Source organism: Pseudoduganella sp. OTU4001, from assembly GCF_038440195.1.
Lineage (GTDB): Bacteria > Pseudomonadota > Gammaproteobacteria > Burkholderiales > Burkholderiaceae_D > Rugamonas.
Map to the genome: position 1 here is coordinate 49,762 of NZ_JASATG010000027.1, position 16,519 is coordinate 66,280.

Here is a 16,519-nt window from a genome sequence, read left to right on the forward strand (position 1 = left end):
ACCAACATTTTTAGGGACACCTTTCCCGTCCCGATTTTGTAATTTTTAGCGAGACCAACATGAAACGTACTTACCAACCTTCCGTTGTGCGTCGCAAGCGCACCCACGGCTTCCGTGCCCGTATGGCTACCCGTGGCGGCCGTCAAGTCCTGAACGCACGTCGTGCAAAAGGCCGCAAGCGTCTGGCTGTATAAGTCACGCTTGTAAGCTGATCGCGTGGAAAGCTGCACAAACAGCTCGACAGGCGAAGGCAGACACGACTTCGCTCGCGCTCGGCGCATCATAAAAACGGATGAATTTTCATCCGTTTTTAGTTTGCGCCCAACGCACAAGAGCGCGCACTTCGTGCTCTATACCCGCCAGAATCAGCTGCCGAATGCGCGGCTGGGCATCGTCGTTGCCAAACGCTTTGCACCGCGCGCGGTCACCCGCAACACCATCAAGCGCGTTACGCGCGAACTGTTCCGCGTTACCTCCCTGCCGTCCATCGATTGCGTGGTGCGTTTGTCGCGCCCTGTGAATAGCAAGGACGGTCCGGCCACCAACGCCAAGCTGAAGGCCGAACTGCGCCAGGAACTCACGCGCCTGTTCGCCTCCGCCAACAAGCCCACCAGGCCGGCGAAATGAAAACGCTGCTCTCGTTCCTGCTGCGCTTCTACCAGGTGGCCATCAGCCCGCTGATGGGCCCACGTTGCCGTTTTTACCCTAGCTGCTCCAACTATGCGCTGGAAGCCCTGCGCGTACACGGTGCGGCTAAAGGCAGTTACCTGGCCGCGCGCCGGGTATGCCGCTGCCATCCCTGGAATGCGGGCGGGGTCGATCCCGTGCCGCCCAAGCACTTCAACCACTCCTGAAGAACCGAATGGATATCAATAAACGCTCAATCCTGTGGATCGTCTTCGCCGTATCGCTGGTTATTCTGTGGAATAACTGGATGGTATCGACGGGTAAGCCGTCCATGTTTGCCCCGGCTCCTGCCAAGCCAGCCGTGGCTGCGGCATCCGCCACTGCCGGCGGTGTGCCGGCAGCTGCCACCGTGGCCGCTGCGGCGCCTGCCGCCGGCGAGGCCGCTGCACCTGCACCGATCAAGACCGAAGTGGTCACCATCACCACCGACGTGATGCGCGTCGACATCAACACCCTGGGCGGTGTGATCCAGCGCCTGGAACTGCTGCAGCATAAGGACGGTACCGACACGGCCAAGAACCAGGTCCTGTTCCGTAAGGAAGGCAAGCACACCTACCTGGGTGAAACCGGCCTGGTAGGCGCTCCTGGCCTGCCAACCCACCAGACCGCGTTCGTGGCGCAGCCTGGCGCGCGCATGCTGAACGGCGGCGACAAGGTGCAGCTGGTGCTGGAAGCAGAGCAGGGCGGCGTCAAGCTGACCAAGACCTTCACCTTCAAGAAGGGCGACTACACGGTGGACGTGCAGCACGCCGTCACCAACACCAGCGCTGCGCCGCTGTCGCCGCAGCTGTACCTGCAGCTGAAGCATGACGGCTGGGAGCCGGAAGGTTCGTCGTGGATGAACCCTTCGTTCATCGCGCCGACCATGTACACCTCGGATTCGAAGTATAAGAAGTACGAGTTCAAGCACATCGAGAAGGACGCCAAGTGGATGTCCGAGAACCCAGGCAAGGAATCGCCGGCAGACCACGTGAAGAAGGCCAGCGATGGCTGGATCGCGATCTCGCAGCACTTCTTCGTGTCGGCCTTCGTGCCCCAGGATAAGCTGGCGCGCGACGTCTTCACCAAGAAGGAAGGCGACAACCTGTACTCGATCGGCGTAGTGCAGCCGCTGGGCACCCTGGCGCCAGGCGCCACCGTGACCAACAACGCCAAGCTGTACACCGGCCCGCAAGATACCGACACCCTGAAGAAGGTTTCCGAAGGCCTGGACCTGGTCAAGGATTACGGCTGGCTGGCTATCGTGGCACGTCCAATGTGGGCTGCGATGGATGCGATCCACTCCGTGGTGGGTAACTGGGGCTGGACCATCATCGCCTTCACCGTGGCGATCAAGCTGCTGTTCTTCCCGCTGTCGGCTGCTTCCTTCCGCTCCATGGCGAAGATGAAGACCGTCACTCCAAAGATGACCGCCATCCGCGAGCGCCACAAAGGCGACCCGCAGAAGATGAACCAGGCCATGATGGAGCTGTACAAGACCGAGAAGATCAATCCTCTCGGCGGCTGCCTGCCGATCCTGGTGCAGATGCCGGTGTTTATCGCCCTGTACTGGGTGCTGAACGCGTCGGTTGAAATGCGCGGTGCTCCATGGGCGCTGTGGATCCACGACCTGACCAAGCCAGACCCATACTTCGTGCTGCCGGTGCTGTACGCGATCTCGATGTACATCACCACCCGCCTGAATCCTCAGCCAGCCGATCCAATGCAGGCTAAGATGATGATGTTCATGCCGATCGCATTCTCGGTCATGTTCTTCTTCTTCCCATCCGGCCTGGTGCTGTACTGGGTGGTGAACAACCTGCTGTCGATTGCGCAGCAGTGGGTGATTACCAAGAAGTTTGAAACTGGCGAAGCCAAGTAATTCTTAAAAGCCCGCGCCAGACGCGGGCTTTTTTTTAAACCGGTAAACCGGGGTACGACCCAAGGGTCGGCCCCCAGCATGCCGGAGCCACAGGCCGTGGTGCAGACGGGGTCTGACCCCGGTTTACCGGTTTTAAAGAACAAGATCAGCAAATGAACCTCGACTCCTCCCCCATCGCAGCAATCGCCACCGCCCCCGGCCGCGGCGGCATCGGCGTGGTGCGCGCGTCCGGCAAGAACCTGCAGGCGCTGGCAGCAGCCCTGTTCAAGGGCGCCGAACTGAAACCGCGCCACGCAACCTACATCCCCTTCACCCAGGCCGACGGCAGCATCATCGACCAGGGCATTGCAATCTGGTTCAAGGCACCGCACTCCTACACCGGCGAAGACGTCATCGAGCTGCAGGGCCACGGCGGCCCGATCGTGCTGCAAATGCTGTTGCAGCGCGTGCTGGAAGCCGGCCATGACCTCGGCCTGCGCCTCGCCGAGCCAGGCGAATTCACCCGCCGCGCCTACCTGAACGACAAGCTGGACCTGGCCCAGGCCGAAGCCGTGGCCGACCTGATCGACGCCTCCACCGAAGCCGCCGCCAAGTCGGCCAGCGCGAGCCTGAGCGGCGCCTTCTCGCAAACCATCCACGCCCTGGTGGAGCGCGTCACCCACCTGCGCATGCTGGTGGAAGCTACGCTCGACTTCCCGGAAGAAGAAATCGACTTCCTGGAAAAATCCGACGCGCGCGGCCAGCTGAAAGGCATCGTCGAAGCACTCGACCACGTGTTCAAGCAAGCCTCGCAAGGCGCGCTGCTGCGCGAAGGCCTGAACGTGGTGCTGGCCGGCCAGCCGAACGTCGGCAAGTCCTCCCTGCTGAACGCACTGGCCGGCGCCGAAGTCGCCATCGTCACCCCGATCGCCGGCACCACGCGCGACAAGGTGAGCGAGACCATCCAGATCGAAGGCATCCCCCTCAACATCATCGACACCGCCGGCATCCGCGGCCACGACGAAGCGGTGGATGTGGTGGAGCGCATCGGCATCGAACGCACCTGGGGCGAGATTGAAAAGGCCGACGTCATCCTGCACTTGCTGGACGCCGACCACGGCCCGACCCGCGCCGACGAAGCCATCGTCGCCAACTTCCCGCAAGGCGTGCCGGTGCTGCGCATCTGGAACAAGATCGACCTGTCCGGCCACAAGCCATCGGTCGATGCGATGGAAGACGCCACCCATATCTACCTGTCCGCCAACGAGAAGACTGGCATCGACCTGCTGCGCGCGGAGCTGCTGCGCATCGCCGGCTGGCAGCAGACCGGCGAGTCGCTCTACCTCGCGCGCGAACGTCACCTGATCGCGTTGCGCAACGCCGCCAAACACCTCGATTACGCCGGCCAGCACGCCGCGCAGACCGACCAGTCGCTGGATCTCTTTGCAGAGGAGCTGCGCCTGGCGCAGGTGCAGTTGTCCACCATCACCGGTGAATTCTCGTCCGATGACCTGCTGGGCGTGATCTTCTCGCGCTTCTGCATCGGCAAATGATGCGGCGATGATGTCGCCGAACTAAGCCCTATCGCGCCAGCGTAATCCATTGGAATTTTTTTGTTTCATTTGGTGCGCTGGCGCACGTTGCGTCACCTATGCCACTGATTTAATCCTGCTATTATTTTGTTGAGGCAGGTCATGCTCCTGTCCTGGCAATGCAGTAACCTTGTTTTACCAAGGCTTGTCTGTAAAGGGGGAAAATCGTGGAGACGCAACAGGAAATCCCACCCGGTGAGAGTGTCGCGACGGCCCCGCGCCCGAGCGCCGTGCGCCAGTCCTTGCCGCCCAAGGGCTCATGCTGGTACTGCGAAAAACCATTGGATGCCGTGCGCCGCTTCTGCGGCAAGGAATGCGCCGATGCCTTTGACGAAGAGGCTAACTACACCGGCTAATACCAGGAATCAGAGTTCCATCTCCAGCGCATCCAGCGCTGTCTCGAAATCGAAAGCGTGTGTCGCTGCCGCCAGCATCTGGTAGGTCGGCACACCCAGCGCAGCGGCCAGTACCGGCGCCGATTTCTCCACCAGGTCGATAGCCGCACCGTCGCCATCCCGCAGCAGCTCCACCAGTTCTTCGATCAGTGCGCGCAATTGCGCTGGGTCGATAGCCGGTGTGCCGCCCGGTGCGATCGTGTCGCCATGTTCAAGTAACAAGCTGTCGATGCTGGCGCATGCTTCGTTCAGCAGCAGGTCCAGTTGTGGCAGCAGCGGCGCCACGTCGGTGCCCGCGGCGATGGCGTTTTCAACCTGCACCGCCTGGTCGTGCACCAGCTGCGCGCCGATCAGGCCTGCCGATCCTTTCAGCGAATGCGCGGTTAGCTGCGCCTTGCTTTCCAGCTTGCGCGCCAGCAGGACGTCGATGCGTTCGCAGGAATCGCGGTGGTCCTGTACGAATCGGCGCAGGATCTGCAGGTAGAGCGCACGCTCGCCCATCAGGCGATCCAAACCCTCCTCGACATCGAGGCGCTGGCGTATTGGCGTGCTGGAAACATGGTTGCTCATCAGGACAGAATTTAGCACTCTGTCCTGATGCGGGCTAGGGGAAGGCCTCTATTTTGTCGTAAAAGACCAGTTTCGCGACACGCTCACGCCATCCACCGTGCCGGCGAAACTGACGTCGTAGGTGGTGCCGGCGCTGAGCGTTGTCAGCGGAACAATGGCCGCTACCTGCGCCTTGGTGTGCGAGTCCGTGGCGCTGGAAAGCAGGCGCGCATTCATGACCGCGCCGTTGCGCGGACGGATGGTGAAGCTTGTCACGCTGATGCTGGACGAGATATCGGCATGCACGCTCACCGGGTAGCCCACCGCATTCTGGTTGGGCACCGGGTCGGGCGATTCGGTATCGCTCAGGAAGGTGGTGGCCACCATGGTCTGGCCGTCGCCGGGATAGGTGGCGATGCGGCCGCGCCCCAGGCCGGGACCATAGCCGCCGCTGGCCGCAAAGTCGGCGGTGAAGTAGGTGTAATTGCTGGCGGACGTTGCGGCGCCTGTGCCCATTTCCTTGAACACCGGCTCCAGCACCACGAAGCGGTGGTAGATCGCCGTGATCAGTTCTTCCGCGTGGTAGAAGCCGGACTTGTCGCCGGCGGCGGAAATCACTTCGCCGAATGCGTAAGGGTTGGACAGCGTGTAGCCGGCCGCCGTAATGCGGTTCTGCAGCGTGGCGCCGGTGAAGCCGGGGTTGCCAGCAACCTGGTCGTGCGACACGGTGTTATTCAGGCGCAGGTAATTCGAATGTCCGGCGGCCGCCGTGTCTAGCCGCGTATTGCGCGACAGCGCTGCGAGGCCGATGCTGGTGCGCCGGTAGTTGAACCAATTGAAGCCGTCCAGCGCGGTGTCGCCGGTGGCGGCGGGTGCGCCGGGCGCGGTGATGGGGGGCGCCACCGGGGGCGGAGTGACCGTGGTGGAACCACCGCCGCCGCCGCCGCAAGCTGCCAACAAGGCGGCCAGTGAGGCGGCCGGAATGAGTATGAGCGAGCGCATGATTGACTCCTCCATGGGCCGATTCTATGCCAATTTCCAGCGGGATGCGTTTCTTTTAGGGCGGGTTAAAATAGCCGTACCTTTTCTCTATCATTGCCAGAATTTGAATACTCCACGTCAACAGCGCCTGCAGCGTGCCAAATTTGCGTTACCAAGTTCGGTGACGCTGCTGTCGATCGCCTGCGGTTTCGCCAGCATTGTGATCTCCGTCGATAACGCGCATTACGGCTTTGCGCAGGATTACCGCCTGGCGGCTTTCCTGCTGGTGCTGGCGGGGATTTTCGATGCGCTGGATGGCTTCGTGGCGCGCGCCACGGGCACCAGCTCGGAGTTCGGCGTGCAACTGGATTCGATTGCGGACGTGATGAATTTCGGCTGCGCGCCGGCGGTGCTGCTGTATTGCTACGGCTTTGTGCAGATGGGGCCTGCCGATCCTACGCTGCTGCGGATTGGGGGTATTGCTTCGTTCTTCTTTGTGGCTTGCGGCGCTTTGCGCCTGGCGCGCTTTAATGTGAACGTGGGGCGTACGGATCCGAAGTATTTCGTCGGTATGCCGATTACCGCGGGGGCGGCTTGCGTGGCTTCGGTGGTGGTGGCGTGGCCGGAGTTTCCGGATACGCGGCTGGAGGGCTATCTGGTGGTGGCGCTGCTGTTTGTGGTGGGGAGTTTGATGGTCTCCACTATCCGCTTCCCGAGCTCGAAGCAGAAGAAGAGTGCGGCGGCGCTGGTGGTGCTGGCTTTGAATGTGGGCTTGCTGGTGTGGCTGCGGGCTTATTACTTTGTGCTGTTCTTTGTGGTGTATATCGCGTTTACCGTGGCGCTGAATCTGGCTTGGCGCGCTGGTTGGAGGGGGATTGCGACGCCGCAGGTGTTTGACGAGGATTAAGACCGGTAAACCGGTGTCAGACCCTTGGGTCTGACATCGGTTTACCGGTTTTAGGCGACTTCATGCCCCCGCGCTGCACGCAGGATTTCAAACCACTGCGGTTTGCTAAGCTGGAACTCGGTCGCTTCGACAGCGACCTTGATCGACTCGATGCGCCCCGAGCCTGTCAGCGGCACCGGCTTGCATGGCAGCTGCATAATCCAAGCAAACACCACGCTCGCAAACGGACGATTCAGTTCGTCCGCGATCTCCTTGATCTTCAAGCGCAGGCGCTCGCCCTGCTCGTCGCCAGCGGTGAACAGGCGTCCCCCGCCCAGCGGCGACCAGATCATCGGCTGCACCGCCAGGTCCTGCAGCCCGTCGAAAGTCTCGTCGAACAGCGGATCCAGGTGCAGCGGCGAAAACTCCACCTGGTTGGTCACCAGCGCAATGCGCTTGTTCAGCGACTCGAACTGGTGGCGCGAGAAGTTCGACACGCCGAACTCCTTCACCTTGCCCTCGGAGCGCAGGCGCTGGAAGGCGCCCGCCACTTCATCGAAATCCATCAGCGGGTCAGGACGATGGATCAGCAACAGGTCCAGGTAATCCGTGCGCAGCTCCTTCAGCGAATTCTCCACCGACGCCGCGATATGCGCCGCGCTGGTGTCGTAATGCTGGATGGTATGCGTAGGGCGGCGGCCGGAAATCAGCTTGATGCCGCACTTGCTCACGATCTGGATCTGCTCGCGCAGCGACGGTTTCAACGCCAGCGCCTCGCCGAACAGGCCTTCCACGCCATAGCCGCCATAAATGTCGGCATGGTCGAAGGAAGTCACGCCCAGCGCGATGCACTGCTCGATGAAGTCCAGGCGCTGCTGCGGCGTCATGTCCCACTCGGTCATGCGCCACATGCCCGCCACCACGCGGGAAAGGTTCAGCTTAGCCATTATTTCAGCCACAGGCGCACGGAGTCCCATGCGCGGCCGAAGATCGAAGCCTGGTCCACGGTCTGCAGTGCGACGACCGGCAGTTCCAGCAGGGGTTTGCCGTCCACCATCATCTTCAGGGTGCCGACCTTGGTGTTGGCGGCGATTGGCGCCACCAGCGGGTCCTTACGTTCCAGCACAGGCTTCATCTTGGCGGCCACGCCCTTCGGCACGGTCACCATCACGTCGCTGGTGAAGCCGATCTTCAGGTTGGACTGCGAACCTTTCCAGATTTCCGGCGTGTCGATGGCCTGGCCCTTGGAGTACAGCTTGACCGTGTCGAAGTTCTGGAAGCCCCAGTTCAGCAGCTTCTGGCTTTCGGCGGTACGGGTACCGTCCGAGCTGGTGCCCATCACCACGGAAATCAAGCGGCGTTCGATATTGCCGGCCGGGCGCTTGGCCGATGCCACCATGCAGTAGCCGGCAGATTCGGTGTGGCCGGTCTTCATGCCGTCCACGGTCGGGTCCAGCCACAGCAGGCGGTTGCGGTTCTGCTGGGTGATCTTGTTGTAGGTGAAGCTCTTCACCGAATCGATCTTGTAGAACTCAGGGAAGTCCTGGATCACGTGGCGCGCCAGGAGCGACAGGTCGCGCGCGGTGGTGAAGTTGTCCGGCGACGGCAGGCCGTGCGGATTGGCGAAGCGCGAGTTGGTCATACCCATGCGCTGCGCTTCTCGATTCATCAGGGTGACGAAGGCTGCTTCGTCGCCGGCCACGGCTTCCGCCAGCGCCACGGCGGCGTCATTGCCGGATTGGACCATCAGGCCGTGCAGCAGGTCGCTGATCGAGACCGGGGTGGCCGGGTCGATGAACATCTTGGAAGAGCTGGAGTCCACCTTCCATGCCTTCACCGACACGTTGACCTTCTGGTCCATGGCCAGCTTCTTGTCGCGCAGGGCCTGGAAGGTCAGGTAGGCGGTCATGATCTTGGTCAGGGAAGCCGGTTCCACGCGTGCATCCGGATCCTGGGCGGCAATCACTTGCCCGCTGGTGGAGTCCAGCAGCAACCAGGATTTGGCGGCGATGGTCGGCGGCGGCAGGGTCTGCGCCACTGCGGAAGTCATGAGCAGTACACTGGTTGCCAGTGCAGCGATAATTTTCTTCATAGAGTTCTGTAGGGGTTGCGAAATTAACGGTTGTTCCACAAGGCGATTACCCAGTTCTTGATGTGACCGAGTTTGCGGTGGAAGAAATGGTCTGCGCCGGGAATCACGATCACAGGAATGTCCTGTGGGCGTGCGTAATCCAGCACATCGGTCAGCGGGATGGTTTCGTCATTCTCGCCGTGGATCAGGATAGTGTCGGCCGGGACGTCGGCGATCTGCCACTTGGCGGCGGCGGTACCCACCAGCACCAGGCGCTCCGCCGGGGTGCCGGCAGCGGCCAGGCGCTGCGCCAGGTGCGACTGCACGAAGGTGCCGAACGAGAAACCCGACAGTGCTACCGGCAGGCCCGGGTAGCGCTGCACCATGTAGTTGTACAGGATTTGCATGTCGTCGGTTTCGCCGTGGCCATGGTCATGCACACCCTCGGAGGCGCCGACGCCGCGGAAATTGATGCGCGCAGCCACATAGCCCATGGTGACGAAGGTGCGCGCCAGGGTCTGCGCGACCTTGTTCTCCATGGTGCCGCCGTACAGCGGGTGCGGGTGGGCCACCAGGGCGATGCCTTTCGGCGCACCGGCCGGCATGTCGATCAGGCCTTCCATCAGGCCGGCGCCGCCCTGCAGCGTAAACTTCTCGGAAAACTTGTTCATCATTTGATTTTCAGGCGCTCTACTTCTTTGCCGTTGACCAGGTGGCTGTCGATGATTTCATCGATATCGCTGGTGTCAACGTAGGTGTACCAGGTGCCTTCCGGGTAGACCACGGCCACCGGGCCGTGTTCGCAGCGGTCCAGGCAACCGGCCTGGTTGATGCGCACTTTGCCTGCGCCGTTCAGGTTCAGTTCTTTGCAGCGCTTCTTGGCGTGCTTCTGGGCGGCTTCCGCGCCGCGCGGGCCGCAGCTTTCGCGGCCGTCATCACGGTGGTTCATGCAGAAGAACACGTGATGTTTATAGTATTGGTTGTCGCTCATCGGGTGCCTCTTAGCCTCTAATTCAATGCAGGCGCTTATTTTACCGGGGTTTCCTTGTTCAGCTTGTGCGAAGGGAGCCAAAGGTACCAAAGGGCAGCCAATGGCCACGCCAGCGACAGGAATTGGGCCGCGCCATAGAAGTTCAGGAATTTGCCCTGTACCCAGTTTTGCAGCGTTTCGCTGAAATACGGGTTGGTGGGCGTGGTGTTGACGATCAAGAGGCTGAGCAGCAGCGTGGCCACCGCCAGCCGGCGCTGCGCCACATGGGGCGCGAAAATCAGGCCGCCCAGCATGATCACCCCGATCAGGAAGCCGCCCTGGGCGCCGGGCGTAATCCAGGCAAAGGCGTCGTCCGGGCCGAATTGCAGCGCGGTGGAGAGGGTTTTCACCAGCACCGCGGCCGCCACCAGCATGGCCACCAGCAGCGGGCGCGGGGCCGGCTTGCGCAGGATGCACAGCAGGGTCAGGGCCGCACCCACCATGCCGCAGGCGGTAACGATGGTTTCGGACAGCCAGTACTGCTCCACCGTCAGCGCCAGGTCGGGACGCACCATCGCCGCCAGGTCGATCTCCATATCCAGCAATTCGCTCAGCCACTCGGACAGGATGGGCAGCAGCTGGCCCAGGCCGAACAGGAAGCCTTGCGGGTAGATTTGCGTCAGCGGCCATAGCGCCACCAGCACCAGGCCCTGGCTGGCGTGCTGGGCGAACCAGCGCTGGCGCAGCTTGTACAGGTGGCTGGTGTCCATCAGCTTGTGCGCGCTCAGGGCGCCGAAAAAGGCGCCGATGATGGTGCCGACCGTATTGGTGTAGAAGTCCAGGTTCGATGACACGCGCGTCGGCAGGTAGGTCTGCACCGCCTCCATCGTGCCGGAAACCAGCATGCCGCCCAGGCTGGCCAGCAGGAAGGCCCAGAAGCCGGTCACTTTCGGCCGCATCGCATACACCAGCAGCATGCCGAAGGGGATATAGCCGATCACGTTGATGCCGGCGTCAAATCCGGTCCAGTAGCGCGGCAGCGAGGTCCATTCCAGGAAGATCAGCGGCGACAGGCCCTGGTTCTGCCAGCCGGAGAACGGGAACCAGCTGGCGTACACGATCAGCACCATATATGCCAGCAGCGTGGCGCGCGCGACGGGCGAGCCGCTACGCTCCGGCGGCTTGGCTTCCGGCTTGCGCGGCTCCGGCGCTGGAGCCGGGGCGGGGGCTGGCGTGTCTTCCTTCATTGTTTACTGCTTCGGCATGGCTGCCAGCCAGGCCAGGATATCGGCGGCAATGCCGTCGGTGCCTTCGGCCAGGGCGCTGGCGCCGCCGGCCGCATCGGCGCTCGGCGCGCGCGCGGTGCGGGTGAACGTGCGCTGGTCGACCAGCTTGTGGTTGCGGAATACCGAGGCGCGCAGGGTGATGCTGGCGCTGCTCTGCGTGGCGGTGTCGAAGTTCTGCGAGAACTCGTCGGCTTCAAGGCGCAGCAGGGGCAGGCCGCCGGCGGCATCCGTGGTCGAGACGACCTTGACGCCGGCTTGCGCGATGCGGGCTTTCAGGCGTTGCGACATCAGCTGCAACGGCGTTACGGCCCAGGTGTTGTAGGCATAAGGGCGCGACTGGCGCGCATCGGCGTACATCAGGCGGTAGAACATGCGCTGCGAGTCGAGCGAGGCCGGGCCGCTGACGTCGGCTACCACGATGGCGGGCATCGCGGCAGCCGCGCCGCCGTTGGTGCCGCTGCCTGCCGCCGGCGGCGCGCCGAGCGGGCCGAAGTCGTAGGCGGTTGGCTGCGGGCCCTTGCTGGCGCATCCAGCCAGCGCAGCGGCGATGGCGACGGCGATGAGGATATTCTTCTTCATACGTTTTCCTTATTTGCCAGAAGGATCAAAGCCCGGTTCACCCGGCCCCGGCGGCGTGCCGGGCGCGCCGAACAGGATGCTTTGCGGCCGGTCGCTCAAATTATTCATGGTGCGGCGGATCGCCCGCATCGACGACTTGGTCTCATCCGCCAGCCCGGTCACGCCTGGCAGCGTCTCCAGCTCGATCCCGCTGGCCACCGCCTCCACCGACGTGGTCGCGCGGTCGACCGAAGCCGTGATGCGCTGCACCGCCCCATCCGGCCCTTGCAGCGACTTCGCCACCTTGTTCGCCTCCGTGGCCAGCGTATCGACCGAGCGCAAGGCCTGGTCGCTGCGCGCCACCAGCCCCGGGATCTTCTGCGTCGCCGGCTCCAGCTGCGCCGCCAGGTCCTTGTACGAGCGCGCCGCCTCGCCGATATCGGTGAAAGCCCCCACCATCATCTTCTGGTTGGCAGGGCTGAGCAGGTTATTGAGCTTCTTGGTCACTTCCTCCGCCTGGCCCAGGATCGCGGTGCCGCGCTTCTCGATCTGGTCGAACAGGCCAGGCTGCAGCGGGATATGGCTTGGATTGCCCTTGCTGGTTGCCAGGCGCGGCGAACCGATCGACTCGTCATCCAGCTGGATGTAGGCAATGCCGGTCACGCCCTGGTAGCCCAGCGTCGCATAAGTCGTCTTGGTGATCGGCGTGGCCGGGTCGATGCTCAGGTGGATCAGGATCTGGCCCGCCATCTTCGGATCGAAGTCGATTTCGTCCACCTTGCCCACCTCCAGCCCGCGATAGCGCACCGCCGCTTGCGGGTTCAGGCCCGGGATCGATTGCGTGGTGGCGATCAGGTACGGCTCATACTGCACGCGGTCGCGGTTGAACCAGATGCCGAACAGGATCGCCGCGATCAGCAGCGTGATCGTGAACAGGCCTGTCATCAAAGCGTGAGATCTGTTTTCCATGCCTTGCTCCTTACTCCAGGGCCTCAAGCGCGCGTTTGCCGCGGTCGCCCAGGAAGAATTCCTTGATAAACGGATGATCCGTCTTGATCACCTCGCGTGTCGGCCCAATGGCCAGCACATGTTTTTCCGCCAGCACCGCAATCCGCGTGGACAGCGCAAACAGCGTATCCAGGTCGTGCGTCACCATTACCACTGTCAGCCCCAGTTCGCGGTGCAGGGACTTGATCAATGAAACAAAGCTCTCCGACAAGTCCGGATCCAGGCCGGCGGTCGGTTCGTCCAGGAACAGCAGCTTCGGCTCCAGTGCCAAAGCGCGCGCCAGCGCCACCCGCTTGACCATGCCGCCCGACAGGTCGCTCGGCATCTTGTTCGCATGTTCCGGGCCCAGGCCCACCATATTCATCTTCAGCAGCACCGCATCGCGGATCAGGTGCGAGGGCAGGGTGCCCAGCTCGCACATGGGCTGCGCAATGTTCTCGAACACCGTCAGCGCCGAATACAGTGCACCCTGCTGGAACAGCATGCCCCAGTGGTTGCGCAATTCCTGCAAGTGGCCGGACGATGCCTGCGTAATGTCCTCGCCGAAAATGCGCACGCAACCCTTGGTTGGACGCTCCAGCCCCAGCATCTGCCGCAGCAGCACCGTCTTGCCGGTGCCCGAACCGCCCACGATGGACAGGATTTCGCCCTGCTCGATGGTCAGGTTCAGGTCATTGTGGATCACCGTGCGGCCGAATTTGGTCTGCAGGTTGGTGATCTCCACCACCGGCACGCTGCCGTCCAGCGTCAGCTTGCCCTCGCCTTCAGGGCAGGCGCAGCTTTCTTCTTCCGGTAGGTCGGGCTGCTCATTCATCGGTAGCCGACTCCATTAAAGACGATCGCAAACACCGCGTTCGCCAGGATCACCACAGTAATCGCCGTCACCACCGCAGTGGTGGTGCCGCGTCCCAGGCTTTCGGTATTCGGCTTGATGCGCAAGCCGAAATGGCAGGACACCATCGCGATCAGCATCCCGAACACCGCGCCCTTGAACAGGCCGATGTAATAGTTCGCCAGCGGCACCGCATCCGGCAGCTTCTGCACGAAGTAGCGCATGGACAGGTTCAGCTCCACTTTCGCCGCGATCATGCCGCCGATTAGCGCCGCCGCGTCGGTCCAGATCACCAGCAGCGGCATCGAGATCGCCAGCGCGATCACCTTCGGCAGGATCAGGCGGAAGCCGTGCGAGATGCCCATCACCAGCATCGCATCGAGTTCCTCCGTCACCCGCATCACGCCCAGCTGCGCCGTGATCGCCGAGCCGGAGCGGCCGGCCACCAGGATCGCCGCCATCAGCGGCCCCAGTTCGCGGATGACCGCCATGCCCAGCAGGTTGACCAGATAGATATCGCCGCCGAAATTGCGCAGCTGCTGCGCCGACAGGTAGGACAGCACCACGCCGATCAGGAATCCCACCAGCGCCGTAATGCCCAGCGCCTGGAAGCCGGCATGGAAGATATTGGCCGAGATCTCACGCCATGGCCCGCGCCTCGGGTTGGACGCAAAGCGCGCCAGGTCCTGCACCACGGAGCCGACCAGCTTCAGGAAGCCCTGCATGTGCTCCATGAAGCCAAGGATCCCGAAGCCCAGCGTCGTCACCCAGCCGAAATGCTCCTTGCGCGGACGCGGGCATTCGAGCTTGCCCGCCGCTTCGATCCGTTTGAAGATTTCGTCCTGGCCGTTAACCAGTTTCAGTTTCGCCGGACGCTTATAATCCCAGGCGCCCCACAGCAGCTGCGCGCCGACGTGGTCCAGCATGTCAATGCCGCTCAAATCCCATTCGACCGCGTTGATATCGCGCACATGCGACAGGCAGCCGGAAATGGACTTCATCACGCGCTTGCTCGCGAGCGCATGCACTTGCCAGGTTCCCCCGGCTGATACCGTGCGCCCGTCTGGGCTGACAGATAACGTTGGCTCTTGAGCAATAGGCATGCCGCCAGTGTAAAAGAGTTTCGCCTATGACGCCACTCGCGACGCAGTGGTCAGGCCGCCAGATGCCGCACCTGCCGCGCCGGCGCCGCATGCTCGCGCCCCGCCGCCTGCGAGGCAGGCTTCTGCTTGACCCCGTGCCCGTCGCGCCCCAGCAGCTCCGCCGCCTCACCGGCCGCCATCCCGGTCTCGCCCAGCCAGCGCCCCACCATGACCGCCAGCCGGTCCAGCGCAATGCGGTGCGTCGCATCCGTATTCGCGTAAAGCCAATCCGAAAACGCCATAAACGATTTAAACGGATTGGCCCCCAGCAGCACCGGCACGGTATGCGTGAAGCGTCCCGAATTCGCCACCAGGTCCCAATAGCGCGCAAAGCGCACCAGCCGCTGCATGGTCGAAAAATCAATATCCCGGTTCGCCAGGATCGTATATGGCGGGTAGGGATCGTAGACCATGCCAAATTCCTGCGTATGGCGGATGATCGGCGTGCCGCGCAGCCGCTTCAGGATGCCGAACTGGATCTCGTGCGGGCCCAGTGCCCACAGCTTGTCGAAACCTTCGGCGAAGCTTTCGACCGTCTCGCCAGGCAGGCCCGCGATCAGGTCCACATGCATATGCACGCTCGAATGCTCGCAAAGCCAGCGGATATTGTCGGCCGCCTTGGCGTTATCCTGCTTGCGCGAGATATTCGCCTGCACCACAGGGTTGAAACTCTGGATGCCGATCTCAAACTGTAGCGTCCCGGCCGGGAACTTGGCGATGCCCTCCTTGAGCGCATCCGGCAAGTGGTCCGGCACCAGCTCAAAGTGCGCATAGACCGGATCCTCCGGCGCCGCCGCCAGCTTATCCAGGAAGAACTGCATGATCTTCAGGCTGGTCTTGATATTCAGGTTGAAGGTGCGGTCCACGAACTTGAAGGTACGCGCCCCGCGCGCATGCAGCGCCTCCATCTCCGCCAGGAAGGCGTCGATATTGAACGGCCACGCCGTCTTATCCAGCGAAGAAAGACAGAACTCGCACTTGAACGGGCAGCCGCGTGAAGCTTCTACATATAAGGTACGGTGCGCGATGTCTTCATCGCTATACAGCCCGTATGGAAGCTTGATCTCCGCCATCGGTGGCTGCACGCCCGCATGCACCTTCATCAATGGCTTCGGCCCATTCAGGATCTCGCCGCACAGCTTGGGGAAGGTCACGTCGCCCCAGCCCGTCACCACGTAGTCCGCCAGGCGCGCAATCTCCTGCTCGCCCGTCTCGTGTGAAACTTCTGGTCCGCCAAGGACGATAACCACATGTGGCGCCACGCGCTTGAGCGTCGCCACCAGGCGGCAGGTCTCCTCCACGTTCCATATATAGACGCCGAAACCGACGATCTTCGGCTGCGCAGCCAGGATGCGCTCCACCATCTCGGTCGTCTTCGCACCGATGACGAATTCCTGGATACGCGTTTGCGCCTGCAGCTCGCCCATATTGGCAAGCAGGTAGCGCAGCCCGAGCGACGCATGGGTGTATCGGGCGTTAAGAGTGGAGAGCAGGATCGTCATGATGGAACGTGAATCGCGAAACCTCACATTTTACCCTTGCGCGACGGGCGCCGCTCCGTTATAGTTCTGTCCCTCGCAACGCAGCAACGTCAACGACGAAGCAGCGAAGCGAAAAAGATGGGGTTGACGAGTTATACGAAACACTGCATAATCTCGCTTCTCTGCTGCTGACGAACACAACGCTTCGTCGATAAACGAAAGCAGCGATCTTTAAAAAATT

Annotated in this window: 19 protein-coding genes; 7 read left to right on the forward strand and 12 right to left on the reverse strand. The window is 62.4% G+C overall.

The features are described 5' to 3' along the window. The first annotated feature begins 59 nt into the window (after positions 1 to 59). From rpmH to AAHE99_RS20480, 6 genes are all read left to right on the forward strand, one after another. Complete coding sequence (gene rpmH / locus AAHE99_RS20455; RefSeq protein ID WP_040378179.1) at positions 60 to 194, forward strand: 50S ribosomal protein L34; 135 nt, start codon at positions 60 to 62, stop codon at positions 192 to 194. 22 nt (positions 195 to 216) lie between these two features. Next, positions 217 to 627 (forward strand): ribonuclease P protein component, encoded by a 411-nt coding sequence (gene rnpA, locus AAHE99_RS20460; protein ID WP_342119207.1) that lies wholly within the window; start codon positions 217 to 219, stop codon positions 625 to 627. Next, the gene (gene yidD / locus AAHE99_RS20465; RefSeq protein WP_342119208.1) at positions 624 to 854 is read left to right on the forward strand and encodes a membrane protein insertion efficiency factor YidD; all 231 of its coding nucleotides are present in this window, start codon (positions 624 to 626) and stop codon (positions 852 to 854) included. Before rnpA ends, yidD begins: the two co-directional genes overlap by 4 nt. Before the next feature lie 8 nt (positions 855 to 862). Next, positions 863 to 2,548, forward strand: coding sequence for a membrane protein insertase YidC (gene yidC / locus AAHE99_RS20470; protein WP_342119209.1), 1,686 nt, complete (start codon positions 863 to 865; stop codon positions 2,546 to 2,548). A gap of 152 nt (positions 2,549 to 2,700) precedes the next feature. Continuing rightward, complete coding sequence (gene mnmE, locus AAHE99_RS20475; protein ID WP_342119210.1) at positions 2,701 to 4,080, forward strand: tRNA uridine-5-carboxymethylaminomethyl(34) synthesis GTPase MnmE; 1,380 nt, start codon at positions 2,701 to 2,703, stop codon at positions 4,078 to 4,080. A gap of 206 nt (positions 4,081 to 4,286) precedes the next feature. Beyond that, the gene (locus AAHE99_RS20480) at positions 4,287 to 4,475 is read left to right on the forward strand and encodes a hypothetical protein (protein ID WP_342119211.1); all 189 of its coding nucleotides are present in this window, start codon (positions 4,287 to 4,289) and stop codon (positions 4,473 to 4,475) included. A 9-nt stretch (positions 4,476 to 4,484) separates the two neighbouring features. On the opposite strand, the gene AAHE99_RS20485 is transcribed toward AAHE99_RS20480, so the two are convergent. Both AAHE99_RS20485 and AAHE99_RS20490 read right to left on the reverse strand, forming a co-directional pair. After that, positions 4,485 to 5,084 carry an Hpt domain-containing protein gene (locus AAHE99_RS20485; RefSeq protein ID WP_342119212.1) on the reverse strand — a complete coding sequence of 200 codons (600 nt, stop codon included), beginning with the start codon at positions 5,082 to 5,084 and terminating at the stop codon, positions 4,485 to 4,487. A 48-nt stretch (positions 5,085 to 5,132) separates the two neighbouring features. After that, positions 5,133 to 6,065: a CAP domain-containing protein gene (locus AAHE99_RS20490; protein WP_342119213.1), complete on the reverse strand. Its 933-nt coding sequence runs from the start codon at positions 6,063 to 6,065 to the stop codon at positions 5,133 to 5,135. A gap of 127 nt (positions 6,066 to 6,192) precedes the next feature. Between AAHE99_RS20490 and pssA the strand changes: the two genes are divergently transcribed. Further along, entirely contained in the window at positions 6,193 to 6,951 is a 759-nt protein-coding gene (gene pssA, locus AAHE99_RS20495; RefSeq protein ID WP_342119223.1) for a CDP-diacylglycerol--serine O-phosphatidyltransferase, read from the forward strand. A gap of 50 nt (positions 6,952 to 7,001) precedes the next feature. Here the strand turns inward: pssA and AAHE99_RS20500 are convergent, their stop codons facing one another. From AAHE99_RS20500 to AAHE99_RS20545, 10 genes are read right to left on the reverse strand one after another with little or no spacing between them, the layout of a single operon-like run. After that, on the reverse strand, positions 7,002 to 7,877 hold the full coding sequence (locus AAHE99_RS20500; protein ID WP_342119214.1) for an aldo/keto reductase: 876 nt from the start codon (positions 7,875 to 7,877) through the stop codon (positions 7,002 to 7,004). Next, positions 7,877 to 9,022 (reverse strand): D-alanyl-D-alanine carboxypeptidase family protein, encoded by a 1,146-nt coding sequence (locus tag AAHE99_RS20505; protein WP_342119215.1) that lies wholly within the window; start codon positions 9,020 to 9,022, stop codon positions 7,877 to 7,879. Before AAHE99_RS20505 ends, AAHE99_RS20500 begins: the two co-directional genes overlap by 1 nt. A gap of 23 nt (positions 9,023 to 9,045) precedes the next feature. Further along, positions 9,046 to 9,672: an alpha/beta hydrolase gene (locus AAHE99_RS20510; RefSeq protein WP_342119224.1), complete on the reverse strand. Its 627-nt coding sequence runs from the start codon at positions 9,670 to 9,672 to the stop codon at positions 9,046 to 9,048. Continuing rightward, a complete protein-coding gene (locus tag AAHE99_RS20515; RefSeq protein ID WP_342119216.1) occupies positions 9,672 to 9,992 on the reverse strand; it encodes a (2Fe-2S) ferredoxin domain-containing protein in 321 nt (106 codons plus the stop codon). Before AAHE99_RS20515 ends, AAHE99_RS20510 begins: the two co-directional genes overlap by 1 nt. A 35-nt stretch (positions 9,993 to 10,027) precedes the next feature. Further along, positions 10,028 to 11,218, reverse strand: coding sequence for a VanZ family protein (locus AAHE99_RS20520; RefSeq protein ID WP_342119217.1), 1,191 nt, complete (start codon positions 11,216 to 11,218; stop codon positions 10,028 to 10,030). 3 nt (positions 11,219 to 11,221) lie between these two features. Beyond that, positions 11,222 to 11,836: an ABC-type transport auxiliary lipoprotein family protein gene (locus tag AAHE99_RS20525; RefSeq protein ID WP_342119218.1), complete on the reverse strand. Its 615-nt coding sequence runs from the start codon at positions 11,834 to 11,836 to the stop codon at positions 11,222 to 11,224. Positions 11,837 to 11,845: 9 nt separating this feature from the next. Next, positions 11,846 to 12,784, reverse strand: a complete 939-nt coding sequence (locus AAHE99_RS20530) for an MlaD family protein (protein WP_342119219.1) — start codon at positions 12,782 to 12,784, stop codon at positions 11,846 to 11,848. Between the two features lie 10 nt (positions 12,785 to 12,794). After that, on the reverse strand, positions 12,795 to 13,637 hold the full coding sequence (locus tag AAHE99_RS20535) for an ABC transporter ATP-binding protein (RefSeq protein ID WP_342119220.1): 843 nt from the start codon (positions 13,635 to 13,637) through the stop codon (positions 12,795 to 12,797). Next, on the reverse strand, positions 13,634 to 14,758 hold the full coding sequence (locus AAHE99_RS20540) for an MlaE family ABC transporter permease (RefSeq protein WP_342119221.1): 1,125 nt from the start codon (positions 14,756 to 14,758) through the stop codon (positions 13,634 to 13,636). The genes AAHE99_RS20535 and AAHE99_RS20540 overlap by 4 nt, the downstream gene beginning before the upstream one ends. Positions 14,759 to 14,808: 50 nt before the next feature. Then, on the reverse strand, positions 14,809 to 16,299 hold the full coding sequence (locus tag AAHE99_RS20545) for a B12-binding domain-containing radical SAM protein (protein WP_342119222.1): 1,491 nt from the start codon (positions 16,297 to 16,299) through the stop codon (positions 14,809 to 14,811). Positions 16,300 to 16,519: the final 220 nt, after the last annotated feature.

What these genes read in the sequence shown, in the direction of transcription:
- AAHE99_RS20535 (WP_342119220.1), bottom strand. Translation starts at nt 13,637, where the DNA reads ATGAATGAGCAGCCCGACCTACCGGAAGAAGAAAGCTGCGCCTGCCCT.
- AAHE99_RS20530 (WP_342119219.1), bottom strand. Translation starts at nt 12,784, where the DNA reads ATGGAAAACAGATCTCACGCTTTGATGACAGGCCTGTTCACGATCACG.
- AAHE99_RS20485 (WP_342119212.1), bottom strand. Translation starts at nt 5,084, where the DNA reads ATGAGCAACCATGTTTCCAGCACGCCAATACGCCAGCGCCTCGATGTC.
- AAHE99_RS20525 (WP_342119218.1), bottom strand. Translation starts at nt 11,836, where the DNA reads ATGAAGAAGAATATCCTCATCGCCGTCGCCATCGCCGCTGCGCTGGCT.
- yidD (WP_342119208.1), top strand. Translation starts at nt 624, where the DNA reads ATGAAAACGCTGCTCTCGTTCCTGCTGCGCTTCTACCAGGTGGCCATC.
- AAHE99_RS20540 (WP_342119221.1), bottom strand. Translation starts at nt 14,758, where the DNA reads ATGCCTATTGCTCAAGAGCCAACGTTATCTGTCAGCCCAGACGGGCGC.
- AAHE99_RS20520 (WP_342119217.1), bottom strand. Translation starts at nt 11,218, where the DNA reads ATGAAGGAAGACACGCCAGCCCCCGCCCCGGCTCCAGCGCCGGAGCCG.
- yidC (WP_342119209.1), top strand. Translation starts at nt 863, where the DNA reads ATGGATATCAATAAACGCTCAATCCTGTGGATCGTCTTCGCCGTATCG.
- AAHE99_RS20500 (WP_342119214.1), bottom strand. Translation starts at nt 7,877, where the DNA reads ATGGCTAAGCTGAACCTTTCCCGCGTGGTGGCGGGCATGTGGCGCATG.
- AAHE99_RS20505 (WP_342119215.1), bottom strand. Translation starts at nt 9,022, where the DNA reads ATGAAGAAAATTATCGCTGCACTGGCAACCAGTGTACTGCTCATGACT.
- AAHE99_RS20510 (WP_342119224.1), bottom strand. Translation starts at nt 9,672, where the DNA reads ATGAACAAGTTTTCCGAGAAGTTTACGCTGCAGGGCGGCGCCGGCCTG.
- rpmH (WP_040378179.1), top strand. Translation starts at nt 60, where the DNA reads ATGAAACGTACTTACCAACCTTCCGTTGTGCGTCGCAAGCGCACCCAC.
- AAHE99_RS20515 (WP_342119216.1), bottom strand. Translation starts at nt 9,992, where the DNA reads ATGAGCGACAACCAATACTATAAACATCACGTGTTCTTCTGCATGAAC.
- AAHE99_RS20545 (WP_342119222.1), bottom strand. Translation starts at nt 16,299, where the DNA reads ATGACGATCCTGCTCTCCACTCTTAACGCCCGATACACCCATGCGTCG.
- mnmE (WP_342119210.1), top strand. Translation starts at nt 2,701, where the DNA reads ATGAACCTCGACTCCTCCCCCATCGCAGCAATCGCCACCGCCCCCGGC.
- AAHE99_RS20490 (WP_342119213.1), bottom strand. Translation starts at nt 6,065, where the DNA reads ATGCGCTCGCTCATACTCATTCCGGCCGCCTCACTGGCCGCCTTGTTG.